Annotated in this window: 14 protein-coding genes; 8 read left to right on the top strand and 6 right to left on the bottom strand. The window is 33.0% G+C overall.

Going from position 1 to position 18,395, the window contains the following annotated elements:
• The first annotated feature begins 467 nt into the window (after window positions 1-467).
• Both CD150_RS07025 and CD150_RS07020 read left to right on the top strand, forming a co-directional pair.
• The gene (locus tag CD150_RS07025) at window positions 468-1,658 is read left to right on the top strand and encodes an ornithine--oxo-acid transaminase (RefSeq protein WP_073342670.1); all 1,191 of its coding nucleotides are present in this window, start codon (window positions 468-470) and stop codon (window positions 1,656-1,658) included.
• 107 nt (window positions 1,659-1,765) lie between these two features.
• Window positions 1,766-3,010, top strand: a complete 1,245-nt coding sequence (locus CD150_RS07020) for a Glu/Leu/Phe/Val family dehydrogenase (RefSeq protein ID WP_019469653.1) — start codon at window positions 1,766-1,768, stop codon at window positions 3,008-3,010.
• A gap of 61 nt (window positions 3,011-3,071) precedes the next feature.
• Here the strand turns inward: CD150_RS07020 and CD150_RS07015 are convergent, their stop codons facing one another.
• From CD150_RS07015 to CD150_RS06990, 6 genes are all read right to left on the bottom strand, one after another.
• Window positions 3,072-4,055, bottom strand: a complete 984-nt coding sequence (locus CD150_RS07015; protein WP_073342667.1) for a glycerophosphodiester phosphodiesterase — start codon at window positions 4,053-4,055, stop codon at window positions 3,072-3,074.
• 284 nt (window positions 4,056-4,339) lie between these two features.
• Window positions 4,340-4,735 (bottom strand): arsenate reductase (thioredoxin), encoded by a 396-nt coding sequence (arsC, locus tag CD150_RS07010; protein WP_070039204.1) that lies wholly within the window; start codon window positions 4,733-4,735, stop codon window positions 4,340-4,342.
• A gap of 17 nt (window positions 4,736-4,752) precedes the next feature.
• The gene (gene arsB / locus CD150_RS07005) at window positions 4,753-6,042 is read right to left on the bottom strand and encodes an arsenite efflux transporter membrane subunit ArsB (protein ID WP_073342664.1); all 1,290 of its coding nucleotides are present in this window, start codon (window positions 6,040-6,042) and stop codon (window positions 4,753-4,755) included.
• Window positions 6,043-6,045: 3 nt separating this feature from the next.
• Window positions 6,046-6,360: an ArsR/SmtB family transcription factor gene (locus CD150_RS07000; RefSeq protein ID WP_073342660.1), complete on the bottom strand. Its 315-nt coding sequence runs from the start codon at window positions 6,358-6,360 to the stop codon at window positions 6,046-6,048.
• A gap of 252 nt (window positions 6,361-6,612) precedes the next feature.
• Window positions 6,613-7,995, bottom strand: a complete 1,383-nt coding sequence (gene argH, locus CD150_RS06995; RefSeq protein ID WP_073342656.1) for an argininosuccinate lyase — start codon at window positions 7,993-7,995, stop codon at window positions 6,613-6,615.
• Window positions 7,988-9,190 carry an argininosuccinate synthase gene (locus CD150_RS06990; protein ID WP_073342653.1) on the bottom strand — a complete coding sequence of 401 codons (1,203 nt, stop codon included), beginning with the start codon at window positions 9,188-9,190 and terminating at the stop codon, window positions 7,988-7,990. The genes argH and CD150_RS06990 overlap by 8 nt, the downstream gene beginning before the upstream one ends.
• Window positions 9,191-9,544: 354 nt before the next feature.
• On the opposite strand from CD150_RS06990, the gene CD150_RS06985 reads away from it, so the two are divergent.
• The 6 genes from CD150_RS06985 to addA all read left to right on the top strand — a co-directional run.
• The gene (locus tag CD150_RS06985; RefSeq protein ID WP_073342649.1) at window positions 9,545-10,876 is read left to right on the top strand and encodes a glucose-6-phosphate isomerase; all 1,332 of its coding nucleotides are present in this window, start codon (window positions 9,545-9,547) and stop codon (window positions 10,874-10,876) included.
• A 229-nt stretch (window positions 10,877-11,105) separates the two neighbouring features.
• Entirely contained in the window at window positions 11,106-11,681 is a 576-nt protein-coding gene (locus tag CD150_RS06980; protein WP_073342645.1) for a TVP38/TMEM64 family protein, read from the top strand.
• Window positions 11,682-11,685: 4 nt separating this feature from the next.
• Window positions 11,686-12,204 carry a signal peptidase I gene (lepB, locus tag CD150_RS06975; protein WP_073342641.1) on the top strand — a complete coding sequence of 173 codons (519 nt, stop codon included), beginning with the start codon at window positions 11,686-11,688 and terminating at the stop codon, window positions 12,202-12,204.
• 18 nt (window positions 12,205-12,222) lie between these two features.
• Window positions 12,223-12,795, top strand: a complete 573-nt coding sequence (gene lepB / locus CD150_RS06970; protein WP_064209440.1) for a signal peptidase I — start codon at window positions 12,223-12,225, stop codon at window positions 12,793-12,795.
• A gap of 229 nt (window positions 12,796-13,024) precedes the next feature.
• Window positions 13,025-16,489: a helicase-exonuclease AddAB subunit AddB gene (gene addB, locus CD150_RS06965; RefSeq protein ID WP_103161456.1), complete on the top strand. Its 3,465-nt coding sequence runs from the start codon at window positions 13,025-13,027 to the stop codon at window positions 16,487-16,489.
• A partial coding sequence (gene addA, locus CD150_RS13710) for a helicase-exonuclease AddAB subunit AddA (RefSeq protein ID WP_240621213.1) occupies window positions 16,486-18,395 on the top strand: 1,910 nt, incomplete at its 3' end. The genes addB and addA, both read left to right, overlap by 4 nt.

Here is an 18,395-nt window from a genome sequence, read left to right as displayed (position 1 = left end):
GCCTAGAACTGATAATAAATAAAAGTTTTGAATGCGTAAATACTAACTTTATTAACCCTATCTAACTGCCAAAGTGAGCACAAGTTATAAATATTTTACTAGCAAAAAAACGTCAATTTCTATTGAAAAAATTATAGAAATTGACGTTTTTTGTTTGTATAAAATTTTAAATTAAGAACACTAGAATTAGCATAAATCTTGTAATCTGGATTTAAATCAAGAAGAATTTTTAAATTTATAAAAATTGGCTTGTGTAAACAGTCGAGAATGTGTCATTATATTAATGTAAAGGCTTACATTTTAACGGTTATATTCTAAATTTAACGTTTAAAAGTTGTAATGTAAGTTCTGAATCGATGATTTTATAGTATTTTCGGAAAATAGTTTTCGTAAGTGAATAAATACGTTATGCTATGAATGAGTAATGCCAATAAATTATTATATAATTCATGCAAAGGGGAGATATTATGTCAAGATCTGAAGAAATCATTGAATTAACAAATCATTACGGTGCCCACAACTATGTGCCACTTCCAATTGTAATTTCAGAGGCAGAAGGTGTATGGGTTAAAGATCCTGAAGGAAATAAATATATGGATATGCTGTCTGCTTATTCTGCAGTAAACCAAGGTCACAGACATCCTAAAATCATTCAGGCTTTAAAAGATCAAGCTGACAAAGTGACTTTAGTATCACGTGCGTTTCATAGTGATAACTTAGGGGCATGGTATGAAAAAATATGCAAGTTAGCCGGTAAAGATAAAGCCTTACCTATGAATACAGGTGCTGAAGCAGTTGAAACAGCACTAAAAGCAGCACGTCGTTGGGCTTATGATGTGAAAGATATTGCACCTGATAAAGCTGAAATTATTGCGTTCAATGGTAACTTCCATGGCCGAACAATGGCGCCAGTATCATTGTCATCTGAACCAGAATACCAACGAGGATATGGCCCATTATTAGATGGTTTCCGTAAAGTTGATTTTGGTAACATAGATGCTGTTAAAGAAGCAATTAATGAAAATACTGCTGCTATTTTAATTGAACCTATTCAAGGAGAAGCAGGTATCAATGTCCCACCAGAAGGTTATTTAAAAGAAATTAGAGAATTATGTGATGAGCATAATGTATTATTTATTGCTGATGAAATTCAAGCAGGACTAGGGCGTTCAGGAAAATTATTTGCCACAGATTGGGATAATGTAAAACCAGATGTCTATATTTTAGGTAAAGCATTAGGTGGAGGTGTATTCCCAATTTCTGTTGTATTAGCTGACGAAGAAGTGTTGGGCGTATTTACACCTGGTTCTCACGGGTCAACGTTTGGTGGTAATCCATTAGCGTGTGCTGTATCAATTGCAGCATTGGATGTATTAGTTGATGAAGATTTAGCAGGGCGTTCATTAGAGCTAGGTGAGTACTTTAAATCAGAATTAGAAAAAATAAATCACCCAGCGATTAAAGAAGTGCGTGGTCGTGGATTATTTATTGGTATAGAACTAAATGAAAATGCTAGACCTTACTGTGAAAAGTTAAAAGAAGAAGGATTATTATGTAAAGAAACACATGATACAGTAATTAGATTTGCACCACCTCTTATTATTTCCAAAGAAGAATTGGACTTTGCATTGGATAAAGTAAGAAATGTTTTTAAATAAAAATGTTCTGTAACTTAAGTTTTGAAAACCCTTTAAAAAGCAAAATCTTATGTTACAATTATCGTGAAAGCGAAATCATTAGTAACGAAAAAGAGGCGAAATGAATCATGACTGAGAATAATAATTTAGTTACTTCTACGCAACAAATTATTAAAGAAGCATTGCATAAATTGGGATTTGATGATGGGATGTATGATTTAGTAAAGGAACCATTAAGATTCCTTGAAGTCCGCATTCCTGTACGTATGGATGATGGTACGGTTCAAACATTTAAAGGTTATCGTGCTCAACATAATGATGCAGTTGGACCAACAAAAGGTGGGGTGCGTTTCCATCCAGACGTTGATGTCGAAGAAGTTAAAGCATTATCTATGTGGATGACATTAAAATGTGGTATCGTCGACTTGCCATATGGCGGCGGTAAAGGTGGTATCATCTGTGATCCTAGACAAATGAGTATACATGAAGTTGAACGTTTATCTCGTGGTTATGTACGTGCGATATCTCAATTTGTTGGACCTACAAAAGATATCCCAGCACCAGACGTATTTACTAACTCACAAATCATGGCTTGGATGATGGACGAGTATAGTTCATTAGATAAATTTAATTCACCAGGGTTTATTACTGGTAAACCGATTGTATTAGGTGGATCACAAGGTAGAGACCGTTCTACTGCACTGGGAGTAGTTATTGCCATAGAACAAGCTGCTAAAAGAAGAGGTCTAGATTTGAAAGGTGCACGTATCGTTATTCAAGGATTTGGTAACGCAGGTAGTTTCTTATCTAAATTCCTTTATGATATGGGAGCAAAAATTGTGGGTATTTCAGATGCTTACGGTGCTTTACATGACCCAGACGGTCTTGACATTGATTATCTTTTAGATAGAAGAGATAGCTTTGGTACTGTAACAAATTTATTTGAAGAAACAATTTCTAATAAAGAATTGTTTGAACTTGATTGTGATATTCTTGTACCTGCAGCGATTGCTAATCAAATCACAGAAGACAATGCAAATGAAATTAAAGCTGATATTGTGGTTGAAGCGGCTAATGGCCCAACAACACCAGCTGGTACACGTATTTTAACTGAACGTGGTAAATTGCTCGTACCTGATGTATTAGCAAGTGCAGGTGGCGTAACAGTTTCTTACTTCGAATGGGTACAAAATAATCAAGGTTATTATTGGACAGAAGAAGAAGTAAATACAAAATTACGTGAAAAACTTATCACAGCTTTCGATACAATTTATGAGTTATCCCAAAATAGAAAAATTGATATGCGCTTAGCAGCTTATATTGTAGGTATTAAACGTACTGCTGAAGCTGCACGTTATCGTGGTTGGGCTTAATTAAATATTTAACTTTTAGAAAAAGAAGAAGTTCTTGAACGCAAGAACTTCTTCTTTTTTGTTATTTGTTTTTTTGTTCATTATCTAGAACGACTTGTTTATATAAATCAGGATAATTTGTAAAAACGCCGTCAACACCATATCGATTTAAGCGGTGCATATCGGCTTCATTATTAACGGTGAAAGGATGTACGAGCAGACCAGCTCTTTTAAGATTTTTAACATTTTGCTTAGTTAAGTCTGTATATTCAGGGCCGACACCAATTGCGTATTGACGAATTTGATTAAAATCTTGTTGGGTTAACGCGGGTAATTCACCTTTATCTAATAACCTTATCAATGGGACATTGCTATTTAAACGATGTAATTTACTTAAGCTTTCAGGTGAAAATGATTGTAATAAGACATGCCCTTGATTTAATGATTGCTCATTAAGCATTTTGTGATTGTTTAGTGTTTTTAATACTGCTTCTTCCATCCCTGGATACACATCTGGTGATTTAGTTTCAATATAATAATTTGCATTCGGACCATATCGTTCTAAAATTTCATCTAATGTAGGAATTTCAGCACCTACATAATTTGAATTAGCATACTGAGGGTTTGTGGCATTAAATTTACTACCAGCATCTAATTGCTTTAATTCTTTTAGTGTATATGAATCAACTCTACCTGTACCGTTTGTAGTTCTATCAACTGTTTCATCATGCATGGCAACTAGATGACCATCTTTAGTCATCTGAAGATCGATTTCGATATATGATGCTCCCATTGCATTGTGACTTTTATCATATGAATAAAAAGTATGTTCTGGTGCATAACCACTGGCACCTCTATGAGCAATCGTTGCATATTTTTCACCTGTTAGATTTTGAGCTCTGTTTGGGTTGTGTGAGTTGTTACCTTGTTGATTTGAGGGTGTGGCAGATGATTGTGTATTAATATTGTGGTTATTTTCACTTGCAGTTGCTATAGATGTCGTTCCAATCAAAGCTAGAGATAACGTTGCTAGACTCGTTGATAATGCTTTTTTAAAATTTTGCAAGAATGGGTCACTCCTCGATATGTATTTACATATCAACCCTACAAAATAAACGTTTGTTTGAGAATGACATTTACACGATTAAAATTTAAGATTTAAAAAGTTAATATTGTTATAACAATATATTAAACTAATTAAAATTTTTTCTAGCATATATAGAATGTATTAGTTTAATCACGTTAACTTCATATGTCTATATATAAGTTCAAACCAACAAAAAGCGTCAATTTCATTTGAAACGGACGCTTTGGCGTAGTCAAAGCTGCTGTGACAGTGACTTAATACATTTATTTGGTTTTAAAATTTTCAATTGCTAATTTAATTTCGTCTCTAACACGTTGAAATTCTGTCCAAGTTTTTCCAGCTGGATCATCAAAACCCCAATGTTCTTTTTTTACATTCGGTGGTAAAATTGGACAATTTTTATCTGCATCGCTACATAATGTTACGATTAAATTTGCTTGCTTTAAAATATCATTATCAATCAAGTCTGACGTATGATTTGATATATCAATACCTACTTCATTCATAGCATCTATCGCTTTAGGGTTAACACCATGTGTCTCAATACCAGCAGAATAGACATGCCATGTTTCACCTAATATATGTTTTCCCCAACCCTCAGCCATTTGGCTACGACAAGAGTTACCAGTACATATAAAATAAATTATTTTCTTCTTCATAATTAAGACCTCATTTCTTAAAAAATAACGAGCGTGAAATATAAACCTAACAAGGTAACAAATAGTACTGGAATGGTAATGACGATGCCTGTTTTGAAATAGGTACCCCAAGCAATTTTTACACCTTTTTGTGTTAAAACATGAAGCCACAATAATGTAGCTAAAGAACCAATAGGCGTGATTTTAGGGCCCAAGTCAGAGCCAATGACATTCGCATAAACCATACCTTCTTTCAAAGTGCCAACGACATTGGATTGGCCAATAGCAATTGCATCTATTAAAACGGTAGGCATATTATTCATGATTGATGATAAAAAGGCCGATATAAAGCCCATTCCCATAACACTACTGAATAGTCCATAACTTGAAATACTGGATAATACATCGGCTAAAATTGTGGTAATACCCACGTTTTTTAACCCAAATACGACGAGGTACATACCAATGGAAAATAACACTATATTCCATGGAGCACCTTTAATTACTTGCTTAGTATGAACTGCATTAGATTTACGAGCTAAGCATACAAAGACAAAAGCAATCATACCTGCAATGATAGATACAGGTATTTGGATAAATTCACTTACAAGATAGCCTACGAGCAGTACGGCTAATACAATCCATGAAATCTTAAATAATTTAGGATCTTTAATTGCATCTTTAGGTAATGAAATGTTTTCAGTATCAAATGTATGTGGTATAGATTTTCTAAAATAAAGCCACAATACGAGAATACTAGCTAGTAAAGAAAATACATTAGGGATTATCATACGACTAAAATACGCAATGAATCCTATATCGAAATAATCTGCAGAAACGATATTTACTAAGTTACTTACAATGAGGGGCAATGATGTCGCATCAGCGATAAATCCACTAGCAATAATAAAAGGGAAGATGACTTTTTTATTAAATCCTAAATTTCTCACCATGGCTAATACGATAGGCGTTAAGATTAAAGCAGCACCATCATTTGCGAAAAATGCTGCTACAACTGCCCCTAATAGCATGATGAAAACAAACATTTTTAACCCGTTACCATTCGATGCTTTAACCATATGTAGTGCAGACCATTCAAAAAAACCAATTTCATCTAATATTAATGAAATAAGAATAACAGCAACAAAAGTTAACGTGGCATTCCAAACGATGCCTGTTACTTCTAATATATCGGAAAAGCTAACTACACCTGTAATTATAGCTACGATAGCCCCAGCTAAAGCAGTAATACCAATATCTAATCCCTTAGGTTGCCATATGACAAAAATTAATGTTAAAAGAAAAATTAATATAGCTAAAATGGTCATTGATTAACATTCACCTGATTTCATATTATGACATGCGCAATGTTGGTTCGATGTGTGAATCATATTGAGACTTTGATTGATTTCATCTAAAATAACATGATTAAGCTGGTACAAACGCTTATTTCCATTTTTACGTGTATGCACTAACTCATAATCCACTAATGTTTTCATGTGATGGCTTAGCGTGGGTTGCGAGAATTGAAAGTGCTCCAACAAATCGCATGCACATCGTTCATCACAAGAAAGTAAATCTAATATTTCTAATCTGTTTGAATCTGATAAAACTTTAAGCAATGCTGAAAGTTTTTTATAAGACATAATGATACCTCCTAAGCATTAAATAGACTAACATCTATATAGAAAAGTGTCTATATAGATTTGAGACATATAAATAAATAGCTTTATCTTTAGGATTCAAGACATGGTGAGTTGAGTACTGTTAATACATTTATACAAACATATGTTGAGGGAGCTAAGTAAAATGTGAAATGGATTAAAACGTTGGACTATGAATGGAAGAAAAAAACCGGAAGTTAATTATTGGTTTAACTTCCAGTTTTTAAAAGTTTATTAATTTGTTTTTAGATGTTGCTTGATAACTGATAATTGATGTTCTACCGCTGATTGTCCAGTTGAGCCATAACTAATTCTACGACTAACGCAATTTTCTGGCTTTAAATAATCATAAATATCTGAATCAATACGTTTATGCGCTTTCTGATATTCTTCCAACGGCACATCTAATAAATAGACATTATGTTGAATTGACCACAGTACGATTTTTCCTACAATCTCATGTGCTGATCTAAACGGAACACCTTTATTGACAAGGTAATCAGCCAATTCAGTAGCGTTTGAAAAATCATTGTAAACAGTTTGTTGTAGATGATCGACATTCACAGTCATTGTATCTATCATGCCAGCAAAAATTCGTAAGGAGCCCTTAATCGTATGCACCGCATCAAATAGCCCTTCTTTATCTTCTTGCATATCTTTGTTATAGGCAAGTGGTAAACCTTTGAGCGTCATCAAAATGCTCATTAGGTTTCCTGTCGTACGTCCTACTTTGCCTCTTATTAACTCTGCCATGTCAGGATTTTTCTTTTGAGGCATAATTGAGGAACCTGTTGAGAATGCATCCGATAAAGTTACAAAATTGGCTTCTGCTGATGACCAAAAGATAATTTCTTCAGCAAAACGTGATAAATGTATCATTGTTAATGAAATATTGTGCAATGTTTCTACTATATAGTCTCTATCACTTACAGCATCTATACTATTTTCATAAACAGAGCCGAAATTCAATAAAGATTGCGTTTCATGACGATCGATTGGATAAGTCGTCCCACTTAGAGCAGCAGCACCAAGTGGTGAAATATCGATTCGCTTCAAACTATCTTGAAAACGCGATTTATCTCTATCTAACATCCAGTAATAAGTCAGTATATGGTGTGCAAATGAAATAGGTTGAGCTCTTTGCAAATGTGTATAACCAGGCATAATTGTATTGACATGTTGTTCTGCGATATTGACAATTGTTTGTTGCAACTCATTGACGAGCTCAATAATTTGAGTAACTTCTTCTTTAGTATATAAGTGCATATCAGTAGTAACTTGGTCATTTCTGCTACGTCCTGTATGCAACCTACCACCTGCATCACCGATACGTTTAATCAATTCATGCTCAATGTTAAGATGAATATCTTCTAAAGAAACATCGAATGATAAATTACCTTGTTCATAATCATTTAAAATCGTTGTTAAACCATTGATTATTTGCTGACAGTCTTCATCGGTTATGATATCTTGTTTAGCTAGCATTTTAGCGTGAGCAATACTTCCTTGCACATCATATTGGATGAGCGTTTTATCAAAGTGAATGGAGGCATTAAATTCATCGACCCAGTCTTCGGGTTGCTCACTAAATCTTCCGCCCCAAGCTTTATTACTCATCTGAATATCCGCCGTGTAACATAGAATTAACTTTTGTAGGTAAACCAAAGATATCAATAAAACCGACTGCAGATTCTTGATTAAATGCATCTTCTTTTGTATAAGTCGCTAATTTTTCATTATATAGTGTATGCGGCGATTTTCTACCATTTACAACGGCATTACCTTTAAATAATTTAAGACGTACGTCACCAGAAACGAATTTTTGTGTACTATCTACAAACGTTTTTAGACTATCAGTTAGTGGAGAAAACCAAAGTCCATTGTACGTTTGTTCCGAAAATTGTTTTTCAATAATAGGTTTAAAATGAGCGACATCTTTAGTTAAAGTGATCGTTTCGAGTGCTTTATGCGCTTTGATTATAACCTCTGCTGCAGGTGTTTCGTAAACTTCTCTAGACTTAATACCGACGAGTCTATTTTCTACATGATCAATTCTTCCAATACCATGTTTTCCCGCTAATTTGTTTAAATCCAAAATTAATTGGCTTAATTTATAGGATTTACCGTTTAAAGCGGTAGGTAAGCCTTGTTCGAATGTAAGTACGACTTCATCTGCTTCGTCAGGTGTATCTTCAATTTCATTCGTTAAGTCAAATGCATCTTTTGGTGGTGCTGCATATGGATCTTCTAAAATGCCACATTCATTACTTCTTCCCCATAAATTTTGGTCAATAGAATATGGTGAATCATGTTGGATAGGTACTGGAATATTATGTTTGATTGCATAGTCAATTTCTTCTTCACGGCTCCAAGCCCACTCCCTTACTGGAGCAAATACTTTTAACTCTGGATCCAATGCTTTTATGGCCACTTCAAAACGAACTTGGTCATTACCTTTGCCGGTACAACCATGTGCAATACCTACTGCATTTGTTTTGTTAGCAATTTCAACTAATTTTTTTGAAATTAAAGGTCTTGATAATGCAGATACAAGGGGATATGTGCCTTCATACATTAAATTGCCTTTGATTGCATATGAAACAAAATCTTCACTAAATTCTTCTGTGGCATCAATAATGTGACATTCAACTGCGCCCATATCTAAAGCTTTTTGATGCACTAAATCTAAATCTTTACCCTCGCCGACGTCCAGACAACAAGCTACGATATCATAGCCTTTATCTATCAACCATTTCACTGCAACACTTGTATCTAAACCGCCCGAATATGCTAAAACTATTTTTTCCTTCATACCATTACACCTCAATTGAATTTTTTAATATGTTGTTTATAAATTTGATATTAGTAAGTATAGCAGAAGAGTAATGAAAATTAAACCATTTTTATACATAAATATGCAAATTGTAGAAATTTCTTACAATTTAACTGTCTGTTTGTATATTGAATTATAGGTGTTTTGGAGTTATATGCGTTTTATGAAGATGTATATATAAGTGAATATATAATTGGATGTTCTGTCTGTTGTATAAGAAATGAATAAGCTAAAATAATTATAAAAAATTTTGTTTTGTAGGCTAGTTGTTTGAATAGTCAAAATAAACTTAGTAAAATATGTATGAAATCAAAAACACTGGAGGCAATTTAGATGACTCATATTCAATTAGATTATGGTAAAACTTTAGAATTTTTCGGCGAACATGAATTAAAACAACAAAAAGATATTGTTAAATCAATTCATCATACAATTCATGAAGGAACAGGTGCTGGTAGTGATTTCTTAGGTTGGATTGATTTACCTGTTAATTATGATAAAGAAGAATTTTCACGTATATTAGAAGCTTCTAAACGTGTCAAAAATAATTCAGATGTATTTGTTGTAATTGGTATTGGTGGTTCATATTTAGGTGCACGTGCTGCAATTGAAATGTTGACACCGGCATTTAGAAATAGTAATGAATATCCTGAAATTGTCTTTGTAGGTAATCATTTATCTTCGACATATACACAAGAGTTAATTAGTTATTTAGATGGTAAAGATTTTTCAGTAAATGTTATTTCTAAATCTGGTACTACAACAGAACCAGCAGTTTCATTTAGACTATTTAAACAAATCTTAGAAAATAAATATGGTAAAGAAGAAGCAAAACAACGTATTTTTGCTACTACTGATAAAGAAAAAGGTGCATTAAAACAATTAGCAACAAATGAAGGCTATGAAACATTTGTAGTGCCGGATGATATTGGTGGACGTTACTCAGTTTTAACTGCAGTAGGTTTATTACCAATCGCTGTCGCAGGTATTGATATTGAAGCAATGATGGGCGGGGCTGCAAAAGCGCGACAAGAGCTCTCTTCTGAAAACTTAGAAGATAATATTGCATATCAATATGCTAGTATCCGTAACATTTTATATGCTAAAGGTTATGACACTGAAATGTTAATCAATTATGAACCTTCAATGCAATATTTTAACGAGTGGTGGAAACAATTATTTGGTGAATCAGAAGGTAAAGATTACAAAGGCATCTATCCATCCAGTGCAAATTATACAACTGATTTACATTCACTTGGACAATATGTACAAGAAGGTCGTCGTTTCTTATTTGAAACTGTTGTCAAAGTAAATACCCCAAAGCATAATATTACAATTGAAGAAGATAGTGACAATTTAGATGGTTTAAACTATTTAGCAGGTAAAACAATTGATGAAGTGAACACTAAAGCCTTTGAAGGTACTTTATTAGCACATACTGATGGTGGCGTGCCAAATGTAGTGATCAATGTTCCACAATTAGATGAAGAAACATTTGGTTATCTCGTTTATTTCTTTGAAATGGCTTGCGCAATGAGTGGCTATCAACTTGGTGTAAATCCGTTTAACCAACCTGGTGTAGAAGCATATAAACAAAATATGTTTGCATTATTAGGTAAACCAGGTTTTGAAGATAAAAAAGAAGCATTAGAAAAACGTCTATAATGTTATCTGTGCATTAGATTAATAAGTGACTGAGAAAATGATTTCCGCATTGAAAATGCGGAAATTTTTTTATGTGCTATTTTATAAAAAAACTTATCATTTGTGTGTAATGTCATTTACTGTTTTGGTACTTGAGACTGATATTTACACAAAAGTATACATAATTGTTTTAAAATCGCTATAATACACTTATAATAATCGTTGACTAACATTGGTAGGGATTGATGAAATGACTCAAGAACAAGTGCAGTATTGGTTTGATTTATTTGGTAGTTTAGGTTATATCGTAGGATTTTTATTGCCTTTTATTGAAGCATTTATCCCAGTACTACCTATTATTGTATTTGTGATTGTGAATGTGAATGCATTTGGATTTTTGATGGGTACATTATTAGCATGGTTGGGTACTGTTTTAGGAAGTTATCTTGTATTTTTAGGATTTCGCAAATTGAACCATACACGTTATATGAAAAAATTACAGCGACGCACCTCGGTTCAAAGGTTAATACATTTTATAGATAGAAAAGGCGTTATTCCTATTTTCATTCTATTATGTTTCCCCTTTACCCCAATTGCATTAGTAAACTTGGTCGTAAGCTTGTCGCATATCAGAGCACACGTTTATCTGGTAGTATTGTTCAGTTCGAAATTGATAATGATTGGTTTGATTGGATGGTTAGGCAATGATATTACGACGCTATTTACACAGCCTTTAAGGTTGGTCATCATCATTATTGTTATTATTGTCGTTTGGTTTATAGGTAGAAAACTTGAACGATATTTTATGCATTCTCCAGAGGAGTGACAATTTGAGTAAGGTAGTAAAACATTTGATTTCTATAATATTTGCGATTATTATTGTAATATTGATTCAGACTTTTATTATTACAGGAGCAGTCATACAAGATAAAAGTATGACGCCAACGTTGAAACAAAATGATCGTGTGATTATTAATAAAATCAAGACGACTTTTAATATGTTAAAGCTTAACGATATCATCATGTACCATAAAGGTGACGATGTACATATTGGTAGAATTATCGGGAAGCCTGGCCAATCTATAACCTTTAAAAATAATCAGTTGTATAGAGATGACAGACAAGTAGATGAAATGTATACTGAGTCAAGTATGAAAGATTTATCTCTCAGAAATATTAAAGGCTCTGAAGGAGATATAATTCCACCAGGCGAATATTTTGTACTGAATGATAATCGGGAACTAAAAAACGATTCAAGAACAGAGGGTTTTGTTCGACAAGAGGACATTATTGGTGATGTAAGTTTAAGGTATTACCCTTTAAGCAACTTCACAGTAAACTTTAAATAAATAGACGAGGTGTAAAAAGTGAAAAAAGAAATACTAGAATGGATTGTGTCAATTGCTGTCGCAGTAGCGTTAGTCCTATTGATTACAAATTTTGTTGCAAAATCATACACAGTCAAAGGGGATTCTATGGACCCAACCTTAAAAGATGGTGAACGCGTAGTTGTAAATATGATTGGTCAAAAACTAGGTCATTTAGAAAAGGGAAATGTCATTGTATTCCACGCTAATAAGGAACAAGATTATGTAAAACGTATTATTGGTACGTCTGGAGATAACATCGAATATAAAAAAGATCAATTATATGTTAATGGTAAAAAAGTTGATGAACCTTATTTAGATTACAATGAAAAACACAAACTAGGTGAATATATTACAGGTACTTATAAAACAAAAGAAATCAATCAGGTTGATGGAAAAAACAAAATTCCAAAAGGGAAATTGTTAGTATTAGGCGATAATCGAGAAGTGAGTAAGGATAGCCGCTCATTTGGTTTGATTGATGAAGATAAGGTAGTAGGTAAAGTTTCATTTAGATATTGGCCATTAAATAAAATGACATTTGGATTTAACCCAGATGTCAGTTATGAATAGATAGCATATGTGTATACTTCCTGAGACATAAAAATGTCTCAGGTTTTTCTATATATTAATGTTGTTCAATTTGTGCTTTGTGAACCTTTTGAATGACACCTTTCCAATATTAAACATACACAGTATATCATTCATTTATGAACTTAAATGTAGGTAAATCACATAGACTATTAAACAAAGTGTAATGCCTAATATGTTAAAATATGAATCAAAGGAGTTGTTGAACGCAATGGAATTTAATGCTTATATTGGGAGAGCTGGCACTGGTAAATCGCACAGTGTAATAGAAGAAATAAAAACTAAAATGAAACAAAATCCATTAGGTGATCCTATTATCTTAATCGCACCTACACAAAACACGTTTCAGTTAGAGCAAGCTTTTGTAAAAGATCCATCATTATATGGCAGTTTGAGAACTGAAGTGCTCCATTTTGAACGTTTAAGTCACCGTGTTTTTCAAGAAGTTGGTGGATTAACAGAACAACAGTTATCCAAAGTTGGTACTGAAATGATGATTTATGACATTATTCAACAACATCAGTCAGAATTGAAATTATATCATTCTCAAGTAAAATACTATGGCTTTAGTGAAAAATTATATGAGCAAATTCAAGATTTTAAAAAATATGCAGTTTCTCCACAACATATTGAAGATTATATAGCAACCAACCACTTACAAACGAGGACTAAACACAAATTAGAAGACATCGCGTTAATATATAAACATTTAGAAGATAGGATTCGTGGCGAGTATGTTTCTACTGAGGATAGTTTGCAACGATTTATTGAGGTGATGAACCAATCCGATTGGTTGCAACGTGCTGAGATTTACATTGATGGATTTCATAACTTTTCTACAATTGAATATCAAATCATTCGTTCATTAGTTCAGCATACCAAGCAAGTTACGGTTGCTTTAACTACAGATGGAGATAAAGATGTTTTTAGTTTATTTAGAAAGTCGTCAGAATCATTAACACAAATGCAGGCCATCGCAAATGATTTGAATATCCATTTAAATGTTAAACCATTTTATCAACAACAAAGATTTATTCATAATGACTTATCGCATTTAGAGAAAAATTTTAATGCATTGCAATTTGAACCTATTGCATCAACAGGTCATATCTCTATCCTAGAATCATCAGTGATGCGAGAAGAAATAAATGAAGTTGCTAGAAGGATTTTAAAAGAAAACCGTGAATTAGGTAGACGTTTTCAAGATATTGCTATTTTATATAGAGATGAATCATATGCCTACTTAATGGAATCGATATTACCACAATACGATATACCTTATAACATTGACGTCAAGGCTTCTATGACTCATCATCCTATAATGGAAATGTTTCGCTCGTTAATTGAAGTGCTTCAGACAAATTGGAACTTTGAGCCTCTAATGCGTTTGTTTAAGACGAATATTTTAACTAAAAAATTTAAAGACAGCCAGTACTTAATTGATATTTTAGAAAATTTTGTATTAGAACGTGGTATTTATGGAAAACGTTGGATAGATGATAAATATTTCCAAGTTGAACAATTTAGGAAAATGGGTTTAAAACGACAACCATTAACAGAAGAAGAACGTGAAACATTTGAAAGGGTTATTCAGTTAAAAACAGATGTGATAGATAAAATTATGCGCTTTGAAAATCAAATGGCTGATGCAACCACAGCTGTTGATTTTGCAACAGCGTTTTACGAAGCTATTGAATCGTTCGATTTGCCCAGTCAGTTAATGACAGAACGTGATACGTTAGACGCTGAAGGCGAACACCGTAAATCAGAAGAAATTGATCAAATATGGCATGGATTTATTCAAACATTAGATGATTTAGTTACGGTTTTTGGAACTCAAAATTTAACAAAAAGTAGATTTTTAGAGTTATTAGATATTGGTTTGGATCAATTGGAATTTGTAATGATTCCCCAAACACTTGATCAAGTTAGCATTGGTACAATGGATCTAGCAAAAGTTGATAATAAAGAACATGTGTATTTAGTTGGGGTCAATGATGGCGTTTTACCACAGACTGTGAATGCTTCAGGCTTAATAACAGATGAGGAGAAAAAATATTTTGAAGAACAAGCTGATATCGAATTAAGTCCAACATCAGATATATTACAAATGGATGAAGCATTTGTTTGCTATATTGCTATGACACGAGGGCGTTCAGAGGTGACATTTTCATATTCCTTAATGGGATCAAATGGGGATGAAAAAGAAGCGAGCCCATTTTTAGGTCAAATTCAGCAATTGTTTACAGATCTTGAAGTACAAAACATCCATCGTCAACATCAAGCAAATCCGCTAACGTTAATGGAACATCCACATCAAACAAAAATTGCATTATTTGAATCACTTAAAGCTTGGCTTGATGAAGAAATCGTCGCAGATACGTGGTTAGATACATACCAAGTTATGAGGGATGATGAGCAGTTAAATGAAGGGCTTACTTATTTGTTATCAGCACTCACTTACGATAATAAAACTGTACAATTAAGTGAATCTTTATCAAAAGATTTATATGGTACGACTATAAATGCTAGTGTATCACGTTTTGAAGGGTATCAATCATGTCCATTTAAGCATTTTGTTTCACATGGTTTACGACTTAATGAACGAACAAAATATAAACTAGAAAACTTTGATTTAGGTGATATATTCCATCAAGTATTAAAATTTATCTCTGAAAAAATTAATGGCGACTTTAAGAATTTAAACATCAAGCAAATTCACAAATTGACGAGTGACGCGTTATCTGAAATCCTACCAGAGATACAATTTAATCTATTAAATTCAACAGCTTATTATCGCTATTTGTCACAGCGCATTGGTTCAATAGTAGAAACAACTTTAACGGCGTTAAAATATCAAGGTAGTTATAGTAAATTCACACCGCAACGCTTTGAAGCCAGTTTCAGAAAAAAACCTAGGGACAATCAAGAACTGTATGCGCAGCCTTTACAAACTAAACAAGGGGTTCCTATCAACATTCGAGGACAAATTGACAGGATAGATACGTATAACCACGGAAATGAAAGTTTTGTGAATATTATTGATTACAAATCATCAAAATATAGTGGGACCTTAGATTTAACAAAAGTATATTATGGCATGCAAATGCAAATGATGACTTATATGGATATTGTATTACAAAATAAAGCAAGGCTCGGCCTAACCAATATGACTAAGCCGGGTGGGTTATTGTACTTTCATGTCCATGAACCACGTATTAAACTTGCGTGGAATGAATTAAATGAAACGAAAAGGGATTTAGAATTTATTCAATCCTTTAAATTAAGTGGCTTATTAAATAGTGACGAAACAGTATTGGATGCTTTTGATACTCGAATAGAACCTAGCTATAATTCAGATATTGTACCTTTAGGTTTAAAAAAAGATGGAGGCATTAAATCTAATAGTAAGGTCGCGGACGAAAAGACGATTTATAAATTAATTCAACATAATAAGCAAAATTTTATAGAAACAGCATCTAATATTATGGATGGTCACACAGAAGTAGCGCCAATGAAATATAATCAAACACTGCCATGTGATTTCTGTAACTATAAACCAGTCTGTCATGTTGATGGCATGATTGACAGTAAACGCTATAGAACCGTAGACGAAACAATCAACCCAATTGAAGCAGTACAAAATATGGAGTTAGAAAGTGAGGAAGAAGAATGATCAGTGAGATTCCTGTAAAACCAGCTGGCACAAGATGGACCGATAATCAGTGGAAAAGTATCTTTGCAAAGGATCAAGACATACTTGTAGCAGCAGCTGCAGGTTCTGGTAAAACAGCGGTTTTAGTAGAACGCATCATTCAACGCATTCTTAGAGATAAGGTCGATGTAGATCGTTTATTAGTCGTAACGTTTACTAATGCAAGTGCAAGAGAGATGAAGCAACGTGTAGATCAACGAATACAAGAAGCATTTATTGAATCACCTGATAATACGCATTTAAAGAATCAGCGCATCAAAATTCACCAAGCTCAAATTTCTACACTACACAGTTTTTGTTTAAAGTTAATTCAGCAACATTACGATGTATTGGATATTGATCCAAACTTTAAAACAAGTGGTGAAGCGGAAAATATTTTATTACTAGAACAAACCATAGATGAGGTTTTAGAACAACATTATGACATCTTAGACCCTCATTTTGTTGATTTAACTGAACAGTTGTCCTCAGATAGGAATGATGAACAACTCAGAGACATTGTAAAAAAAATGTATTTCTTTAGTGTTGCTAACCCCAATCCTTTGAATTGGTTAAGCGGTCTTGCAACACCATATAAAGATGAAGTGGAGCAGGAAGCGTTATTAAAATTACTTAATGAGTTGGCCATGATATTTATGGAGTCTGCCTTAGAGTCATTAAATAAAAGTTATGATTTATTTATGATGCTGGAACAAGTCGATAAACAAATTGCAGTTATTGAAAAAGAACAACAATTTTTAAACAAAGCTATGGAAAATGGCCATATCAATCATGAAGCAATCGTACAACACGAATTTGAAAAAACATTTCCTCGAAAAGATAAAAAAATTAAAGAAGCGAACGAAATGATGATAGATGCTTATGATGATGGTAAAGCATATTATGATAATTATAAAAAATTAGTGTCAAAAGTTAAGAATGATTATTTTTCAAGGTCTTCAGAAAATCTAAAAGAAGATATGCAACGTTTAGCGCCTAGAGTGTCTTATCTTAGCCTTATTACAAAGGATGTCATAGAACTTTTTAATCAAAAAAAGCGCAGTCGAAATATTTTAGATTTCTCGGATTATGAACATTTTGCTTTAAAAATTTTAACAAATGATGATGGTTCACCTTCAATGATTGCACAATCTTATCGTGAACAGTTTGATGAAATATTAGTAGATGAATATCAAGACACAAACAGAGTACAAGAAAAGATTTTGTCATGTATTAAACGTGGTGAGGAACATGATGGCAACTTATTCATGGTAGGGGACGTCAAACAGTCGATTTATAAATTTAGACAAGCAGATCCTAGTTTGTTTATCGAAAAGTATAATCGTTTTACTGTAGATGGTTCATCATATGGCTTACGTATAGATTTATCACAAAATTTCCGTTCAAGATTAGAAGTGTTAACGACAACTAATTATTTATTTAAACATATGATGGATGAATTTGTAGGAGAGATTAACTATGATGATGCAGCACAGTTATATTATGGAGCTCCCTTTGACAACAATCCATATGATGTGAATTTAAATATGTTAGTAGAAGATGCATCTTCTGAGTTAAATGGTTCTGAACAAGAAGCAGAATATATTGTACAACAAGTTGAAAAAATAATGAATACACGTGAAATCTTTGATATTAAAGCCCAACAATATCGAAAGCCTAACTACAAGGACATTGTTATTTTAGAAAGATCATATGGGCAAGCACGAAAAATACAACAAGCATTTAAGGATCATAATATTCCGTTCCATGTTAATAGTAAAGAAGGTTATTTTGAACAAACAGAAGTGCAACTGATATTGTCTTTTTTAAGAACAATCGACAACCCACTACAAGATATTTATTTAGTTGGTTTAATGCGTTCAGTTAT

The organism is Staphylococcus ureilyticus (genome assembly GCF_002902235.1).
Classification (GTDB): domain Bacteria; phylum Bacillota; class Bacilli; order Staphylococcales; family Staphylococcaceae; genus Staphylococcus; species Staphylococcus ureilyticus.
This window is presented reverse-complemented; position numbering and strand designations above follow the sequence as displayed.